General features: G+C 72.4%; 12 protein-coding genes. 7 read left to right on the forward strand and 5 right to left on the reverse strand.

Annotated features, from left to right (window positions below):
• Positions 1-97: 97 nt before the first annotated feature.
• On the forward strand, positions 98-1,807 hold the full coding sequence (locus ACFWM7_RS13615) for a hypothetical protein (RefSeq protein WP_383259667.1): 1,710 nt from the start codon (positions 98-100) through the stop codon (positions 1,805-1,807).
• A 23-nt stretch (positions 1,808-1,830) separates the two neighbouring features.
• On the opposite strand, the gene ACFWM7_RS13620 is transcribed toward ACFWM7_RS13615, so the two are convergent.
• Entirely contained in the window at positions 1,831-4,011 is a 2,181-nt protein-coding gene (locus tag ACFWM7_RS13620; RefSeq protein ID WP_383259622.1) for an NB-ARC domain-containing protein, read from the reverse strand.
• On the reverse strand, positions 4,008-4,463 hold the full coding sequence (locus ACFWM7_RS13625) for a hypothetical protein (protein WP_383259625.1): 456 nt from the start codon (positions 4,461-4,463) through the stop codon (positions 4,008-4,010). Before ACFWM7_RS13625 ends, ACFWM7_RS13620 begins: the two co-directional genes overlap by 4 nt.
• 269 nt (positions 4,464-4,732) lie before the next feature.
• Between ACFWM7_RS13625 and ACFWM7_RS13630 the strand changes: the two genes are divergently transcribed.
• Positions 4,733-5,686: a DUF3048 domain-containing protein gene (locus ACFWM7_RS13630; protein WP_383259628.1), complete on the forward strand. Its 954-nt coding sequence runs from the start codon at positions 4,733-4,735 to the stop codon at positions 5,684-5,686.
• Between the two features lie 79 nt (positions 5,687-5,765).
• Here ACFWM7_RS13630 and ACFWM7_RS13635 read toward each other — a convergent pair whose 3' ends face one another.
• The gene (locus ACFWM7_RS13635) at positions 5,766-7,499 is read right to left on the reverse strand and encodes a discoidin domain-containing protein (RefSeq protein ID WP_383259631.1); all 1,734 of its coding nucleotides are present in this window, start codon (positions 7,497-7,499) and stop codon (positions 5,766-5,768) included.
• Positions 7,500-7,849: 350 nt separating this feature from the next.
• Between ACFWM7_RS13635 and ACFWM7_RS13640 the strand changes: the two genes are divergently transcribed.
• Positions 7,850-10,042 carry a discoidin domain-containing protein gene (locus ACFWM7_RS13640; protein ID WP_383259634.1) on the forward strand — a complete coding sequence of 731 codons (2,193 nt, stop codon included), beginning with the start codon at positions 7,850-7,852 and terminating at the stop codon, positions 10,040-10,042.
• A gap of 182 nt (positions 10,043-10,224) precedes the next feature.
• On the opposite strand, the gene eno is transcribed toward ACFWM7_RS13640, so the two are convergent.
• On the reverse strand, positions 10,225-11,526 hold the full coding sequence (gene eno, locus ACFWM7_RS13645; protein WP_383259638.1) for a phosphopyruvate hydratase: 1,302 nt from the start codon (positions 11,524-11,526) through the stop codon (positions 10,225-10,227).
• Between the two features lie 174 nt (positions 11,527-11,700).
• Here eno and ACFWM7_RS13650 point away from each other — a divergent pair, with 174 nt between their 5' ends.
• Positions 11,701-12,123 carry a MarR family winged helix-turn-helix transcriptional regulator gene (locus ACFWM7_RS13650; protein WP_383259641.1) on the forward strand — a complete coding sequence of 141 codons (423 nt, stop codon included), beginning with the start codon at positions 11,701-11,703 and terminating at the stop codon, positions 12,121-12,123.
• Here ACFWM7_RS13650 and ACFWM7_RS13655 read toward each other — a convergent pair.
• A complete protein-coding gene (locus ACFWM7_RS13655; RefSeq protein WP_383259644.1) occupies positions 12,120-12,500 on the reverse strand; it encodes an ArsR/SmtB family transcription factor in 381 nt (126 codons plus the stop codon). The two genes, ACFWM7_RS13650 and ACFWM7_RS13655, sit on opposite strands and share 4 nt — an antisense overlap.
• Before the next feature lie 94 nt (positions 12,501-12,594).
• Between ACFWM7_RS13655 and ACFWM7_RS13660 the strand changes: the two genes are divergently transcribed.
• From ACFWM7_RS13660 to ACFWM7_RS13670, 3 genes are all read left to right on the forward strand, one after another.
• On the forward strand, positions 12,595-14,592 hold the full coding sequence (locus tag ACFWM7_RS13660; protein ID WP_383259648.1) for a heavy metal translocating P-type ATPase: 1,998 nt from the start codon (positions 12,595-12,597) through the stop codon (positions 14,590-14,592).
• A gap of 124 nt (positions 14,593-14,716) precedes the next feature.
• Positions 14,717-15,244 (forward strand): DinB family protein, encoded by a 528-nt coding sequence (locus ACFWM7_RS13665; protein ID WP_383259650.1) that lies wholly within the window; start codon positions 14,717-14,719, stop codon positions 15,242-15,244.
• A 131-nt stretch (positions 15,245-15,375) separates the two neighbouring features.
• Positions 15,376-16,608 (forward strand): alpha/beta hydrolase-fold protein, encoded by a 1,233-nt coding sequence (locus ACFWM7_RS13670; RefSeq protein ID WP_383259653.1) that lies wholly within the window; start codon positions 15,376-15,378, stop codon positions 16,606-16,608.
• The last annotated feature ends 16 nt before the right edge of the window (positions 16,609-16,624 follow it).

The raw sequence follows: 16,624 nt of genomic DNA on the forward strand, positions 1-16,624 counted from the left end.
CACCAGGTCCGCGCCCACTTCCTCCCGTACGGAGTCGAGGAGATGTGTATAAGAGACAGGCGCTGGGGCGGTGTGCCCGTAGCCTTTCGGGGTGGCCATGCACGCTAGCCAGCCCCTCCGCGTCCCCGTCGGCAGCGACGCCGGGCGATGGAGCACCTTCCACGGCGAGAAGACCCTGGTCGTAGCGGCCCGTACGGTGACCTCGACGGTACGGGTCCTCGAGTGCCTGCCCGCCCTCCTGCGCGGGGACTCACGCGTCACGGTCGTCTTCGCCCACGACCCCACCTCCGCCTTCAACGACGGGGTCCTCGACCTCCTGCACGACGCGGGCTGCCGGGTCATCCCCTGGGAGCAGGTGAGCCACGCCGAGCCCGATCTGATCCTCACCGCCAGCGAGAACATCGACGTCCCCGCGGGGCATTGCCCGGTCCTCGTCCTGCCGCACGGCATCGGCTTCCAGAAGCAGGTGCCCGACGCCCGTGCCCCGGGGGACCGGCTGTCGGGGGTCGTGCCGGACAGTCTGCTGGAGTCCGGGCGCGCCTGGCTGGCCATCTCGCACCCGAGCCAGGAGGAGCAGTTGCTCTCCTCCCATCCGAAGGCGGCCGGGCGCACGCTGCTCGTGGGTGACCCGTGCTACGACGAACTGCTCGTCAGCGCCGGGCGGGCGAGCACGTACCGGCGGGCGCTCGGTGTGCCCGGCGGGCACCGGCTGGTGGTGCTCAGTTCGACGTGGGGTCGCACGTCGCTGATCGGGCGGGATCCTGGGCTGGCGGCCCAGGTGCTGGCCGCTCTCCCCTACGACGAGTTCCGGGTGGCGGCGATCGTGCACCCCAACGTCTGGGCGGGGCACGGCTCCTGGCAGATCCGCAATCTCCTGGCCCCGGCGCTGGAAGCCGGCCTGATGCTGGTCCCCCATGTCCACGCCTGGCGGTCCGCACTGGTCGCGGCGGATGTCGTGGTCGGCGACCACGGCTCGGTGACCCTGTACGGGGCGGCGCTCGGCAAGCCGGTCCTGCTGGGCGCCTTCGGCAGCGAGGCCGTCGAGGGCACCGCCGCGGCCGCGCTCGGGCGGACCGCGCCTCGCCTCGACCCCCAGGGTGACCTGCACGAGCAGATCGCGGCCGCGATGGCCGGGCCGGCTCCGGACCGGTTCGCCGCGGTCGCCGAGGGGGCCTTCGACCGGCCGGGGCAGTCCCTGACGCGGCTGCGCGCCGCGCTCTACCACCTGCTGGACCTCGCGGAACCCGTGCCCGCTCCCCCGCCCGAGCTGTATCTGGCCGAGCCCGAGGAGACCGGGGCGGACGTCACCGCCTGGACGGTCACCACCTCCCTCTCGTCGGCCGACGGTCCGGGCGTGGTCACCGTGCGCAGGCGACCGGCGGCGGTGCCGGGCGAGGACGAGGAGGAGACCACCACCCGCTTTCGCCACCTCGCCTGCGACGAACGGGAGCCGGAACGAAGGCTGCTGGAAAGCGCCTCGGTGCTGCTGCGCGGAGCTCCCGCCACCTCGACGTCGGCCGCGCTCCTGTGGGCCGAGGACGCCCTGGAGCGCCTGCCGGGGTGTCGTCTCGCCGCTGCCCCCCTGCGCGGGGGCGGATACGTGGCAGGGCTGCGCGACGGCCGGACCGTGGAGGCGACCGTGACCGGGCCGACAGCCCACCCGGGACTGCCCGCCGCGGTCGTCTACGCACTGCTGCGGGCCGCCGCGCCTCTGGACGACGCCGTGGTGAGCGTGCGGGTCGGGGCGCGCGAGGAGGACGTGGTGATCCGGCTGCGGGCCCCGTCCCCGGGCGGCGCCTCGGGCTGACCGGGCCGCCCGGCCCCTGGCCGTCAGCCGGCCGCCGGTCCTCCCGCCAGGCGCTCCCTCAGCTCCTCCGCCCGGGGGCTGCCACCGGCCTCGTAGATCTCCAGGGCGCGCTCCAGACGGGAGCGGGCCTCACGAGGGTCGCCCCCCGGGCGTTCCTCGATGTCCGCCAGCGCCACGAGGGCCTGCGCCTCGTAGTGGGTGGCCTCCTGGGCGCGCAGCGTCTCGGCGGCCGCGCTCAGCGCCGCGATCGCCTCCCGCGTCTCACCGAGGTGGTCGTGCGCGAGGCCGATGGCCATGTGCACGCGGGCCGCCATCCGCGCGTCCTCACGTGCGGCGAGCTGCTCGTGGGCGCCGCGCAGGGTGTCGAGCGCCGCACGGGAGTCCCCGGCCGCGTCCTGGGCGCAGCCGAGGAAGTAGGCGGCGATGGCCGCCCCGCGGTGCTCGTTCGCCGCCGTGTTGAGGTCGAGGGCGCTCCGATAGGCCTCCATCGCCCGGGTAGGGTCGGTGCGGTCCCAGTACCGTCCGGAGAACTCCTGCACGGAGGCGCGGACGACCAGATGATCCGACACCTCCGCGCAGGCTTCGGCGGTGTCCAGTTCGCGCCGGGCCGCCTCGTACTCGCCCAGGTCCATCAGCGGACGGGACAGCAGGCTGCGCAGCCGGGCCTCGGCGGCCGGAACCAGGGCTTCGGCCGCGGCGGCCGCGCCGAGTTCGAGCGATTCGCGCCAGTCGCCGAGATGCCGGTGGTGGAAGAACAGGACCGTGAAGGCCTCCGCGAGCTGCCACACCTCCGTGTGCAGTCCCTCCTCGCGTGCGGCGGCCCGCAGCACGCCGAGGATGTTGCGGTGTTCGGCCTCCAGCCAGGCCACCGGCTTCGGTCCGTCCTTGGCCGCGAAGGGGTCGGGTACGCGGGCGAGCAGTCGCGTGAGGTCGGCGATCCGCAGGCGGTCCAGCCTGATGGCCCGGTCGGCGAGTGCGGTGAGGGCCAGGTAGTGCAGCGTCACCCGCCGCACGAGTGCGGTCCGCTCGGCCGGGGCCTCTTCCTCCGTGGCGCGATCGGCGGCGTGCAGCCGTACGAGGTCGTGGAAGCGGAAGCGGCCGTCCGCGGTCTCCTCCAGCAGGCTGGCCCCGGTCAGCGCGTCCAGCGCGTCCTCGGTGCGCTCCGGGTCGAGGCCAGCGGCCACCGCGGCGACACCGGCGTCGAAGGTGGTTCCCGGGTACCAACCCATCAGGCGGTAGAACCGGGCTGCTTCCGGGGCGAGTTCACGGTAGGCGAGGTCGAATGCTGCGGCCACGGACCGGTCCTTTCCGAGGGACATTCCCGCCAGTCGGCGCGGCTCGTCGGCCAGCTCCTTCGCGAGCGCCGCCAGGGTGAGCCGGGACTTGGCCGCGAGCCGCGCGGCGACCACGTGGAGCGCCACCGGCAGCCCGCCGCAGAGCTCCACCAGGCGTTTTGCCGAGACCCGGTCGGCGGCGACCTTCTCCGCTCCGCACCGGTCGGCGAGCACTTCCAGGGCGCTGTCCCGGTCGAGCGGATTCACGGACATCAGCTTCGCCCCGGAGGCGGCGAGCTCTCCGAGTCCGCTGCCGCCGGCCACCACCAGGAAGCTGCCCTTCCCCTTCGGGATCAGCGCGGCGGCCTGTGCGGGCTGGGAGACGTTGTCCAGGAAGACCAGCAGCCGCCGGTTCGCGGAGCGGCTCCGCAGCAGCCGGACGCGTTCGACGAACGTGGCCGGGATGTAGGCGTCGTCCATGCCCAGGGACCGCAGGCAGCACCGGGCCGCCTCGGAGACGTCCGCGCCCGCCGACTCTCCCCGCAGGGCCGCGAAGTCCACGTAGATCTGTCCGTCCGGGAAGCGTTTCCGGCCCCGTTCCGCCCAGCGGGACACCAGCGCGGTCTTGCCCACGCCGGGCGGCCCGTGCAGTGCGGCGAAGCCGACGCTCGAGCCGTCGTCCTCGTCGTCCGTCTCGGGAACCAGCCAGCCGTCAAGCGTGGCGAGGCCTTTGGTCCGGTTGATCAGCCGCACGGTGAGTGGCGGGATCTCGTCGGGTGTGACCTGTGTCCCGACCGGCGGCGGCGACTCGACGTGGAACGTGATGCCGCCGTGGATCGTGCCTGCCTGGACGGCCGGCCCGTGGACGGTGCCCGACAGGTCGTTCCGGACGGCCGCACGATCGGGGCCGCCCGTGCCCTCAGCACTCACGCCGTGCCCGACCGCTGCTCCGGCGCGTCCGCGCCACCGCTGTTGAACGTCAGGTTGGAGAACGTCTCGCCCTGGAACACCGGCCCGTGCTGGGTGCCTCCGCTGATGGTGTTGGTGACGGACACCGTGGGTCCGACCGGTTGCGGGGGCGCCAGTTCGTCGAGAAGGGTCCGCAGCTCGTCCGCCCTCTCCGGGTCGGCGCGCAGCGTCCGGCGGAGCCGGTTCCGCCACTCGGCCTCGATGTCCGCGGCCGTCTCCTCGTCGTCCTCGGCCCGGGCCGCCGTCAGCTCCTCGCGGGACTCCTCCAGCTCGGCGTCGATCACCTCGTCGTCCTCGCCCCGGCCCAGGAAACGGGCCAGCCGCCCGCGCACCTGCGTCCACGCCTCCGTCGCCATCAGCCCCACGAAGGTCGTCGCTCCCGATGCCGCCAGTGCCGTCAACTCGGCTTCCACCGAACCCCCTCTGCCTCACCTGTCGCCTCGTGCGGGTACGCGAACCCGTCACTGGTGCAACCGTAGAGAGCGAACACCGCCTTCGGAAGGCGAATCGGGGGCGCGGCGCAGAGCAGTTCCGGCCATGTCGGGGCCGCCCGCGCCCGGCGCGGCCTCCCGCGCGACCGCGGGCGCGCATCGGACACGTGATGGTGGATGATGGACGAGGGGCCGCGACACGGCAACGTTCCGCCGACCTCGCCGGCCGGCGCCCCGGAAGGGCGGTCGCCATGTCCGCAGCCGGAGTGAACAGATCGGTCGCGGCGCTGTTCATCGCGCTCCTGCTGGCCGTGATCGCGGGATGCACGGGCGGGGACGGGTCGTCACCCTCGCCCCGCAGCAGCTCTCCCTCCGGTACGGGCGGGGCCGCCGACGTACTCGCCGTGAAGATCGACAACGTGGCGCCCGCACGCCCCCACACCGGGCTGGAGCGGGCCGACATCGTCTACGTCGAGCAGGTGGAGGCCGGTCTCAGCCGGATCCTGGCCGTGTACTCCTCCGGTCTGCCGCCGGTGATCGGCCCGGTGCGCAGCGCGCGGGAGACCGATCTGGAGCTGCTGCGGCAGTTCGACGGGCCGACGCTGGCCTTCTCTGGGGCCCAGAGCAGGCTGCTGCCGGTCATCGACCGCGCGCCGCTGGACGCGGTACCGCCCTCGAAGGCGCCGGGCGCGTACTTCCGGGGTCCGGACCGGCCGGCGCCGCACAATCTCTATCTGCGGCCGGAGAGGATCCCGTTCGCGGCCTCCGGGGTCGACGCCGTCGAGGAGCTGGGGCTCCGGTTCGGTGCGCCGCCTCCCGGCGGGGAGCCGGAGGACAGTCGCACGGTTCGCTACCCGTCGGCGTCGGTCACGTTCACCTGGTCCGGCGGAGACGCGCGGTGGCTCGTCTCGCTGGACGGCTCCCCCGCCCGTACCGCCGGGGGCGGGCGGCTCCGGGCCGGCACGGTCGTCGTCCAGGAGGTGGCCGTGAGGCAGTCGGAGTTCAGCGACCGGTCGGGGAACAACACCCCGTTCACCGAGACCGTGGGATCGGGGGACGCGGTCGTCCTGCGGGACGGCCGGGCGTACGACGTGCGGTGGACGCGCCCGTCGGCCGACGCGGACACGGTGTACACCGGCCCCGACGGTCAACGCGTCGAGCTCGCCGAGGGACCGCTGTGGATCCTGTACGCGCCGCGCGGGTGAGGCGGGTGAGGCGGGTGAGGAAATGGCGTCCGGCCGGTGGAGGGAACCCGCCGGCCGGACACCCCGGGCAGCCGGTTTCCTACTGCCAGACCTTGATGTAGTCGACGCTCATCTGCTGCGGGAAGCGGGTGGTGGCGTCGGGCGGGCCGGGCCAGTCACCGCCGACCGCGTTGTTGAGGATGAGGAAGAAGTCGTGGTCGAACACCCAGGGTCCGCGGGTGCTCTCCAGTTCCTCCCTGTCGACCGTGTGCGAGACCTGGCCGTCGACCCGGAAGGTCATGCCCTCGCTGTTCCAGTCCACCGCGAAGGTGTGGAAGTCGTCGGCGAAGTCCGCGCCGCCGGGCAGGGAGTACGGGGCTCCGTAGCCGGCCGCGCCGTTGTACGCGGGTGCGTGCAGGGTGGAGTACGTGGTCTTCGGCTCCTTGCCGACGTGCTCCATGATGTCGATCTCGCCGGTGTAGGGCCACGGGCGCCCCTGGTCGAAGTAGTCCGCGCCCAGCATCCAGAACGCGGGCCAGAGCCCCTGCGTGCCGGAGACTTTGATGCGGGCCTCGACCCGGCCGTAGGTGAACTGGAACTTCCCGTAGGTGTTGAGCCGCGCCGAGGTGTACTGGCACGTGGTGCTGCCGCTCAGCGGGTCGGGCGGGCAGGCGGAGCCGGGGGTCTCCTCGCGGCGGGCCTCCAGGACGAGGGAGCCGTTGCCGTCCTGGGCGGCGTTCTTGTTGTCCGTGTAGAACTCCAGCTCGTTGTTGGGGCCGGTGCCCGTCTCCGGAACCCACTTCGCCGGGTCGGGTGCGGCGCCGGCGGGGCCGTTGAACTCGTCGCTGAACACCAGCCGGTCGTACGTGGGATCCTCGGGCAGCGGCGGTGCGGGGATCGGTGCCCCGCCGGTGCCCCAGACCTGGAACTCCCAGAGCGAGTAGCCGTATTCACCGCTGCGCCGGGTGGCGTACAGCCGTACGTGCCGGCCGGTGCCGCTGACGTCCAGCGTCTCCTTGAAGCCGGTGCCGGTGGTGGTCTCGTGGATCGCCGTCCAGTCGGTCCCGTTGTCGGAGACCTCGATCCGGTAGGCCTTGGCGTACGCCGGATCCCACTGGAGGACCACCCGGTTGATCTCGGCGCGGGCGCCGAGGTCGACGGCGATCCAGCCCGGGTCACTCCAGCCGCCCTCGGGGCTGGTGGCCCAGCGGCTGGCGGGGTCGCGGTCGAACGCCTTGTCCGGGGAGCACTCCCAGCAGGTGCCGTCGTGCTGGGAGGTCGAGGCGGAACCGGCCTTGCCGTAGGAGAGCAGGACGTCGTCGCCGGGGGCGGTGCCGCCGGTCGAGGAGTAGACCTGGAACTCGTGGAGCGAGTAGCCCCACGGGGTGGCGCGCTCGGTGCCGTGCATCCGGATGTAGCGGCCGGTCCCGGAGACCGTCAGGGTCTCGACGCCCCCGGAGCCCGTGGTGGTGGAGTGGATCGTCGTCCAGTCCCTCCCGTCGCCGGAGACCTCCAGCCGGTAGCCCTTGGCGTACGCGGCCTCCCAGTCGAGGACGACCTGGCCGATCGAGGTGCTCGCGCCCAGGTCGATGCGGAGCCACTCATCGTCGGTGAAGGCGCTGGACCAGCGGGTGGCCCGGTCGCCGTCGACGGCGGACGGGGCCGTGAAGGGGGCCTCCGTGCTGGAGGCGGTGGCCGGCTTCCCCTGGGAGACGAGAACGGCCGCGGCGGCGGCGCGTTCCGGGGCAACGGCCACCGAGAGGGTGAACAGGAGGGCCACGGCGGCCATGACCGCCAGGGCACCGCGCAACCGTGGTGTTCCACGGGCTTCCATGCGAACTCCTTGCTCTGTGAGGGGGCGGGGCCGAGAGAGCGCTCCCCCGCAGTGCGGAGCGTGGCGGGAGCGAGATGAACCGTCAAGGGTTTCAGTCGAGTTGATTCCAGGTGCCACAGAGAAGGCGTTCGACTTGTCACGCTGATGCCAGGTCAACTGTGGCCAAGCTTTCAGGAGATGAAACATCCGCCTCACCGGAAGACGTGGGGCGGCAATCCTGTGCACAACTCTTGACGTGACGGAAACGCGGGAGAATCATTCGGCTACCGAGAGAGCGCTCTCTCCCCCTGTGGGAGCAAGCGCCCGCAGCTGTACCACCTCCGCCCACCTGACCTTTCAGGAGATCAGACATGTCCGTTGCCCTCGTCAGACCCTCGCGGCCTCCTCTGGCCGCATCCCGTCGACGGCGCACCCTGACCCTCGCTCTCATCACTGCCCTCGTCGCGACGCTGCTCGCGGCCGTGCAGGCCGCTCCGGCGCAGGCCGCGCCGGTCCTGCTCTCCCAGGGCGGCACGGTGACCGCGTCCAGTCAGGAGAACGGCGGCACCGCGGCCGGCAACGCCGTCGACGGGGACGGCGGTACGCGCTGGTCCAGCGCGTTCTCCGACCCTCAGTGGATACGGGTCGACCTCGGCTCCCCGGCCGCCCTCAGCCGGGTCGAGCTGGCCTGGGAGGCCGCGCACGCCAAGAGCTACCGCATCGAGCTCTCGGCCGATGGCGACGACTGGACGACCGCCTACACCACCACCACCTCCGCAGGCGGCAACGAGACCCTCGACGTTTCCGGCGACGCCCGTTACGTGCGTCTGACCGGCACCGAGCGGGCCACCGGATACGGCTACTCGCTCTGGGAGTTCAAGGTCTTCGGTACGCGTGACGGCGGCGGCGGACCGGAGATTCCGGGCGGCGGCGATCTCGGCCCGAACGTCCATGTCTTCGATCCGTCCACGCCGAACATCCAGGGCAAGGTCGACGAGATCTTCCAGCAGCAGGAGGAGGCCCAGTTCGGCAGCGGCCGGCACGCGCTCCTCTTCAAGCCGGGCACGTACGACAACCTCAACGCACAGATCGGTTTCTACACGCAGATCGCGGGTCTCGGGCTGAACCCGAACGACACCACGTTCAACGGCGATGTGACCGTGGACGCGGGCTGGTTCGACGGGAACGCGACGCAGAACTTCTGGCGTTCGGCGGAGAACCTGACCCTCAACCCGGTCTCCGGCACCAACCGCTGGGCGGTCTCCCAGGCGGCCCCGTTCCGCCGGATGCACGTCAAGGGCGGGCTGAACCTCGCGCCCGACGGGTACGGCTGGGCCAGCGGCGGCTACATCGCCGACTCCAAGATCGACGGCACGGTCGGCCCCTACTCCCAGCAGCAGTGGTACACCCGCGACAGCTCCGTCGGCGGCTGGACCAACGCCGTGTGGAACATGACGTTCTCCGGCGTCCAGGGCGCCCCGGCGGCGAGCTACCCGTCCCCGCCCTACACCACGCTGGACACCACCCCCATCTCCCGCGAGAAGCCCTTCCTCTACCTGGACGGCAACGAGTACAAGGTCTTCGTCCCCGCAAAGCGCGTCAACGCGCGCGGCGTCTCGTGGGACGGCGGAAACCAGCCGGGCGAGTCCCTCCCGCTGAACCGTTTCTACGTCGTCAAGCAGGGCGCCACGGCGGCGACGATCAACGCCGCGCTCGCGCAGGGCCTCAACCTGCTGTTCACGCCCGGGGTTTACCACATCGACCAGACCATCAACGTGAACCGGGCGGACACCGTCGTCCTGGGTCTCGGCCTGGCCACGATCCTCCCGGAGAACGGCGTCACGGCGATGAAGGTCGCCGACGTCGACGGGGTGAAGCTGGCGGGCTTCCTCATCGACGCCGGTCCCGTCAACTCGCAGACGCTGCTGGAGGTCGGCCCGCAGGGCGCGTCCGCCGACCACTCGGCGAACCCGACGTCGCTCCAGGACGTGTTCGTACGGATCGGCGGCGCGGGCCCCGGCAAGGCGACCACGAGCATCGTGGTGAACAGCGACGACACGATCATCGACCACACCTGGGTGTGGCGTGCGGACCACGGTGAGGGCTGGGGCTGGGAGACCAACCGGGCCGACTACGGGGTCCGTGTGAACGGTGACGACGTGCTGGCGACCGGGCTGTTCGTGGAGCACTTCAACAAGTACGACGTGGAGTGGTACGGCGAGCGCGGCCGCACGATCTTCTTCCAGAACGAGAAGGCGTACGACGCCCCCAACCAGGCCGCCATCCAGAACGGGAACACGAAGGGTTACGCGGCCTACCGGGTGGACGACTCGGTCGAGCAGCACGAGGGCTGGGGCATGGGCAGCTACTGCTACTACAACGTCGACCCGACCATCATCCAGGAACACGGCTTCAAGGCCCCGGTGAAGCCCGGCGTGAAGTTCCACAACCTGCTCGTCGTCTCGCTCGGCGGCAACGGCCAGTACCAGCACGTCATCAACAACATCGGCTCGCCGACATCGGGAACGTCGACGATTCCTTCGACCGTCACCAACTTCCCCTAGATCCGGGCCTCTTCGGCCCGGGCCCGGCGACCCGGGAGCGGTGAGCAGGTCCGGTGTCCGGCGGCCCGGACCGGCCTGCCGCGAACGGAGGGCGGCCCCTGGTGGACGTAACTGTCCGCCGGGGGCCGCCCGTTCCACGTTGCGAGGGTGATGACGGGCTCGGGGGATCCCCCGCCCGGCGGTCAGGAGCGGGACAGCAGCGCCCCGCCGGCATACTGTGCCGAGTTGCCCAACTCCTCCTCGATCCGGATCAGTTGGTTGTACTTCGCCGTACGGTCGGAGCGGGACAGCGAGCCGGTCTTGATCTGGCCGCAGCCCGTCGCCACCGCCAGGTCCGCGATGGTGGTGTCCTCCGTCTCGCCGGAGCGGTGGGACATCACGGCGCTCCAGCCCGCACGACGCGCGGTGGCGACCGTGGCGAGGGCCTCGGTCAGGGTGCCGATCTGGTTGACCTTCACCAGGACCGAGTTGCCGACGCCGGTACGGATGCCCTCGCGCACCTGGGCCTCGTCGGTGCAGAACACGTCGTCGCCGGTGAGCTGGCAGCGGTGGCCGACGCGGCCGGTCAGCTCGCGCCAGCCGTCCAGGTCGCCCTCGGCCATCGGGTCCTCGATGGAGACGATCGGGTACGCGTCGATCAACTTGGCCAGGTAGTCGGCCTGTTCGGAGGGCGTGCGGCGTACGCCCTCCCCCGCGTACACGTACACGCCGTCGCGGAAGAACTCCGACGACGCCGGGTCCATGATCAGGCCGATGTCCTCGCCGGGGCGGTATCCGGTGCGTTCGACGGCGCTCAGGACGAAGTCGAGGGCTTCCTCGGCGGTGCGCAGCGCGGGGGCGAAGCCGCCTTCGTCGCCGACGCCCGTGGCGTGCCCGGCGGCGAGCAGGTCGCGGCGCAGGGTGTGGAAGATCTCGGAGCCCATACGGACGGCTTCCGCGAAGGTCTTCGCACCCACCGGCGCGATCATGAACTCCTGGAAGTCCAGCGGGTTGTCGGCGTGCGCCCCGCCGTTGATGATGTTCATCATCGGCAGCGGGAGAAGGCGGGCGTCGGCGCCGCCGAGGTAGCGGTAGAGCGGCTGGCGATGGGCCGCGGCGGCCGCCTTCGCGGCGGCGAGGGAGACCCCGAGAACCGCGTTCGCGCCGAGCCGGGACTTTCCGGGCGTGCCGTCGAGCGCGATGAGCGCGGCGTCCAGGCCCGCCTGGTCGTCCGCGTCGCGGCCCACGACCGCGGCCGCGATCTCCCCGTTGACGTGGGCGACCGCACGGTCGACTCCCTTGCCGTGCCACTGTCCGGCGTTCCCGTCGCGCAGTTCCACGGCCTCCCGGGCGCCGGTGGAGGCGCCGGACGGGACGGCGGCGCGGCCGAGGGAGCCGTCGGCGAGGCGGACGTCGGCCTCGACGGTGGGGTTGCCCCGGCTGTCGATGATCCGGCGGGCGGTGACGGACTGGATGGCGGTGGGCTCAACTGCCTTGGGGGCCATGAAGGTCCTTCCGAAGTCATGTGCCGCGGCGCTCTTGCGACGACGCCGGCGCGAGCCGCGACATGAACAACTCTACAGCAATGCTGTTCAGATGCGCTGTGCAGATGTGCTGTTCAGTTTGACTGCGCAGGTCGCCTGCGCAGACCTGCCGGTGATCACGGGTTAAAGTGCCCTATGCCCACCCTGGAGCCCGCCACCGTCGCCGCCGACCTGCGCATCGCCATGGGCAAACTCGCGCGGCGGGTGAAGCAGGAGGACCGGATCCCGCACGGCCAGGTCGCCGTCCTGGGCGTCCTCGACCGGGACGGGGCCATGACCACCAGCGACCTCGCGGCGGACCAACGGGTGCGCCCCCAGTCGATGGCCCGTGCGGTCGGACTCCTCATGGACCAGGGCCTCGTCGTCCGCCGGGCCCACCCGACGGACGGCCGCAAGTCCCTCGTCGACCTCTCCGAGGTGGGGCGGGCAGCACTGGAGGCGGAGCGTGACCGCCGCGCCGACTGGCTCGCCCGGGCCATCGATCTCGAACTGAGCGCGGAGGAGCAGCAGATGCTCGCGCGCAGCGCGGCCCTGATGGAGCGGCTCGCCGCGTACTAGCGCCCGAGCTCCGCGTCCGGTGCGCCGGCGTCACGGCCTCCCAGACGCAGGTGCTCGACGTGGTAGAGAGCCTGGTCGAGCAGTTCCGCCACGTGGTTGTCGTACAGCGCGTAGATGATCGAGCGCCCCTGCCGTTCACCCGTGACCAGCCCCAGGTTCCGCAGAAGGCGCAGCTGGTGCGAGCAGGCCGAGGGCTCCATGTCGACGGCCGCCGCCAGGTCGCCCACGGAGCACGGCCCTTCCTGCAACCGGGCCAGGATGTGGAGCCGTGACGGGGTCGCGAGGGCCTGGAGAGTGGCGGCCACATCCGCCGTGCCGACGACGTCGAGGCGTTCGCGGGTGGTGGCGGTGCTGTTGGTGTCGACTCCGTGGCCCATGCCTCCATCCTACGTATGACATCTGAAGACCTGTTCATATGTTCCTGTATGGTGGGACGCGTCGCCCCGTCCGCCCGTGAAAGGTTGTTCCGTCATGCCTTCTGCCGTGGATCGGCGGCCCGTTGTGGCCGCCGCACCGGGTCCGGTGCTCCCGAAGCACCGGACGCGCATCCTGGCGTTGCCCGAGGCCCGGTGGGCGCTGGCCGCCCTGGTGCTGTTCCTGCTCGCGTTCCCTCTGGACCTCGCGGGTGCGCCGTGGTGGGTGTGGGGGCCGCTGTACGCCGCCGTCTACGTCACCGGCGGGTGGGAGCCCGGCCGGGAAGGCCTCATGGCGCTGAAGGACAGGACGCTGGACGTGGATCTGCTGATGGTGGTGGCCGCGCTCGGCGCCGCCGCCATCGGGCAGTACCTCGACGGTGCGCTGCTCATCGTCATCTTCTCGACCTCCGGCGCACTGGAGGCGGTGGCCACGGCCCGTACCGCCGACTCCGTACGGGGCCTGCTCCACCTGGCTCCGACGACCGCGACCCGGCTGGCGCCGGACGGCGGCGAGGAGTGCGTGCCCGCGGACGCCCTCGCGGTGGGGGACACCATCCTGGTCCGCCCCGGCGAGCGGGTCGGCGCCGACGGCCAGGTCCTCGACGGGGCGAGCGACGTCGACCAGGCGACGATCACCGGCGAACCGCTGCCCGCCGCGAAGCAGCCCGGGGACACGGTGTTCGCCGGGACGGTGAACGGCACGGGCGCCCTGCGGGTGCGGGTGGGCCGTGACCCGTCGGAGTCCGTGATCGCCCGGATCGTGCGGATGGTCGAGGAGGCGTCCCGGACCAAGGCTCCGACGCAGCTGTTCATCGAGAAGATCGAGCAGCGCTACTCCATCGGCATGGTCGTCGCCACCCTGACCGTCTTCGCGGTGCCCCTGGCCTTCGGGTCGGGGCTTCAGCCGGCCCTGCTGCGGGCGATGACCTTCATGATCGTCGCCTCCCCGTGCGCGGTGGTCCTGTCCACGATGCCGCCCCTGCTCTCGGCCATCGCCAACGCGGGCCGCCACGGCGTGCTCGCCAAGTCGGCCGTCGTGATGGAACGGCTCGGCAGGATCGACACGGTCGCCCTCGACAAGACCGGCACCCTCACCGAGGGCGCGCCCCGGGTCACCGACCTACGCCCCCTGCCCGGGTCCGGTCTGGACGGCACGGCCCTGCTGGCGCTGGCGGCGGCGGCCGAGTACCCGAGCGAGCACCCGCTCGGCCGCGCCGTGGTCGACGCCGCCCGGGAGCGCGGCCTCGTCCTGGCCGAGGCCACCGGCTTCACCGCGTCGCCCGGCCGGGGCGTCACCGCCGTCGTGGGCGGGCGCACCGTCCGCGTGGGCTCCCCGGCGCGGCTCCTGGACGTGTCGGGCGGGGCGGGCGGGCCCGTCCGCACGGCGGTGGACGCGCTGGAGGCGGACGGGCGTACCGCCGTCCTCGTCCTGCGCGACGACGAACCGGCCGGCGTGCTGGGCATCGCCGACCGGTTGCGCCCGGACGCGGTGGCCACCGTGGCGGCGCTGGCCGAACTCACCGGCCGGCCGCCGGTCCTGCTGACCGGTGACAACGAACGCGCCGCCCGGCGTCTCGCCTCCGAGGCCGGGATCACCGACGTACGGGCCGGGCTGCTGCCGCAGGACAAGGTGGCGGCGGTCCGGTCGTGGGAAGCGGAGGGCCGCCGGGTCCTGGTCGTGGGCGACGGCGTCAACGACGCCCCCGCCCTGGCGGCCGCCCACACCGGCATCGCCATGGGCCGGGCGGGCTCCGACCTGGCCCTGGAGACGGCGGACGCGGTCGTCGTCCGCGATGAACTCGCCACCGTCCCCGCCGTCGTGAACCTCTCACGCAAGGCCAACCGCCTCGTCGTGCAGAACCTCGTCATCGCCGGAACCTTCATCACGGGACTGGTGGCCTGGGACCTCATCGGCACCCTGCCCCTCCCGCTCGGCGTCGCCGGGCACGAGGGCTCCACGGTGATCGTCGGACTCAACGGCCTCCGCCTGCTCCGGGAAGCGGCCTGGGACAGTTCCGCCGACCTCACGCCTGCCCACCTCCGGGAGCGGTGAGCCTCAGACTGCCGCGAGGGAGATCTCGGTCGACTTGATCAGGGCGACGACGGGAACCCCGGAGGCCTGGCAAAGCGGAGAATCCGCGTTGCCGGAGGCGTGCCGGGTGTGCCAGGGTCGCCCGGTGAACGCTTCACGATGTGACCTTCTGCGCCGGCAGTTCGACCTGACCTGGTCACTCTTCGAGTACCACCTCGAACGGCTCGACACCGAGGACTTCCTCTGGCAGCCGACGCCGCTGTGCTGGACGGTGCACCGGCAGGACGACGGGCGGTGGCTGCCGGACTGGGCGGAGACGGAGCCGGATCCCGTTCCGGTGCCGACGATCGGCTGGCTCAGCTGGCACATCGGCTGGTGGTGGAGCACGACGGTCGAGCACGCACGGGGCCGGAAGCCCCGGGACCGGGCGGACGTCGAGTGGCCGGGTGACGCGGAGGGGGCCATCGGCTGGTTGCGTGGGCTCCGGGAGGAGTGGCTGGGGGTGCTGGAAGGCCTCGACGACGCGGATCTCGACGCCACCGCACCGTTCCCCTGGCAGCACGACCCGGACCACACCGTCGCCGACATGGCGGCGTGGGTGAACGCCGAGCTGATGAAGAACGTGGCGGAGATCGGGCAGCTCCGCATGCTGCGCGCGGCGTCCGCCGGCTGACCACGGGCCTGGGCACGGACATCGCCAACGAGCCTTCAGGGGGCTTGAGTTAGGCTCACCTAACACAGGGGGCTCAGCCGCCCCTCCCTCTCTCACAAGGAGACGTTCATGCGTCCGGTGATGGAACAGGCATGCCGTGGGGGCGGGGCGACAGCACCTCCGAGTACGTTCTTCGCCTCCTTCCGGACGGCGAACGACCGCCCGGCCACGCGCCCGTGACCGCTCCCCGCCACCGCCCCGAGACCGCTCCCCAGCACACCCCCGCGGCCGACGGCGAGAGTCCGTTCGCCGCCTTCGGGCTGCCGGGGCGCCCCGGCAGCGACGCCTTCTGGGCGGCGGCGCGGACGCCCGCGTCGACACCCGCCGACGGCGGCTGGCGGACCCTCTTCCTGTGGCGCGGCTCCGAGGCCGTGCTCGACGAGGCCGTGCTCGACTTCGAGAGCTGGTCGCCGCCCGTACCGTTGCGGCGCTGGGAGGGCACCGACTGCTGGTACGCCGAGGTGCCCATGCCCGCGCGGCTGCGGGTGACCTACCGCTTCCTGGTGGGGGACGCGGCCCACGCCGATCCGTTCAACCCGGTCGGCGCCGGGGCCGACCGGTCCGTCGTAGCGACGCCGGACGCCCCGCCCCAGCCGCACTGGCCTTCCCTGGGCCCGGACGATGTGCCGCCCCTCCCCCGTACCCGGATCCGCTGGAGCAGCGACCGGCTCGGGGGGCGGCGTACCGTACGGGTCCACCCGGTGGGCGGCGGGGGTCCGGTGGTGCTGCTGCTCGACGGGGACGACTGGCTGTATCTGCACCCGGCCGTGACGGCGTTCGACGCCGCCGCCGCCGCAGGTGACCTGCCGCCGGTCACCCTCGTCTTCCTGCCGGCCAAGGACCGGGAGGCCGAGTTCGCCTGCCGGCCGGAGTTGTGGGAGGCGGTCCGGGACGAACTGCTGCCGCTGGTCGCCGAGTCGGGCGTGCCGGTGGACCTGGAGCGGCTGGTGGTCGCCGGGCAGAGTCTGGGCGGGCTGAGCGCGCTGTACGCGGCGCTGGAGTTCCCGGAGCTGGTCTCGCGGGTCGCCTGTCAGTCGGGGTCCTTCTGGTGGGCGCCCGGGGCCGTGGACCTGCCGGATCCGCTCGGCGGGCCGGTCGGCGGCGCGATCGCCGAGCGGCTGCGCCGGGGCGCCGACCTGTCGCGGCTGCGGTGCGCGTTCGACGTGGGGGAGCACGAGCGCCCGATGCTGCCGCACTGCGAGCTGACCGAGACGCTCACCGAGCAGGCGGGCGCGACGGTGCGGGTGTCTCGTTCGGCGTCGGGGCACGACCGGGCGGGCTGGCGGCACGCCCTGCTCAGGGATGTCGCCTGGGCACTCGGCTAGCGCCCCTCCGGGAGGG

This window comes from Streptomyces sp. NPDC058375, assembly GCF_042723425.1.
Classification (GTDB): domain Bacteria; phylum Actinomycetota; class Actinomycetes; order Streptomycetales; family Streptomycetaceae; genus Streptomyces; species Streptomyces durocortorensis.